The 264-nt window shown below is 75.8% G+C and carries 1 pseudogene; it reads right to left on the bottom strand.

The annotated features are described in order from the left end of the window. Positions 1 to 264: pseudogene (locus tag ACI6QG_RS19785) on the bottom strand (tape measure protein); the annotation flags it as partial.

Below are 264 nucleotides of genomic sequence, written 5' to 3'. Positions count from 1 at the left end.
CGATCGTCTCCTCCGGGATCGGCCGGCCGGCGCGCTCGGCGCGCTGCACCAGGTCGCCGAGCCGCTCCAGCCGGCGCTGGTAGCGCTCATAGGCGGTCTCGTTGTCCTGGATGAGCCGCTCGCGCTCACGCAGTAGGTCGTTCAGCTGCCGCTCGGCGTCGCGCGCCTCCCGCGCGCCCTCGGTGCTGGCGCGGCGCACGGCGGCGACACGGGGTTCCAGCCGGCGCAGCGCCTCGTCGCGCTCCTGCAGCGCCAGGGTCTCGA

It is taken from the genome of Sabulicella flocculans, from assembly GCF_045449635.1.
GTDB lineage: Bacteria > Pseudomonadota > Alphaproteobacteria > Acetobacterales > Acetobacteraceae > Roseococcus.
The sequence above is the reverse complement of the archived record's forward strand: the minus strand, read 5'-3'. Positions and strand labels throughout refer to the sequence as shown.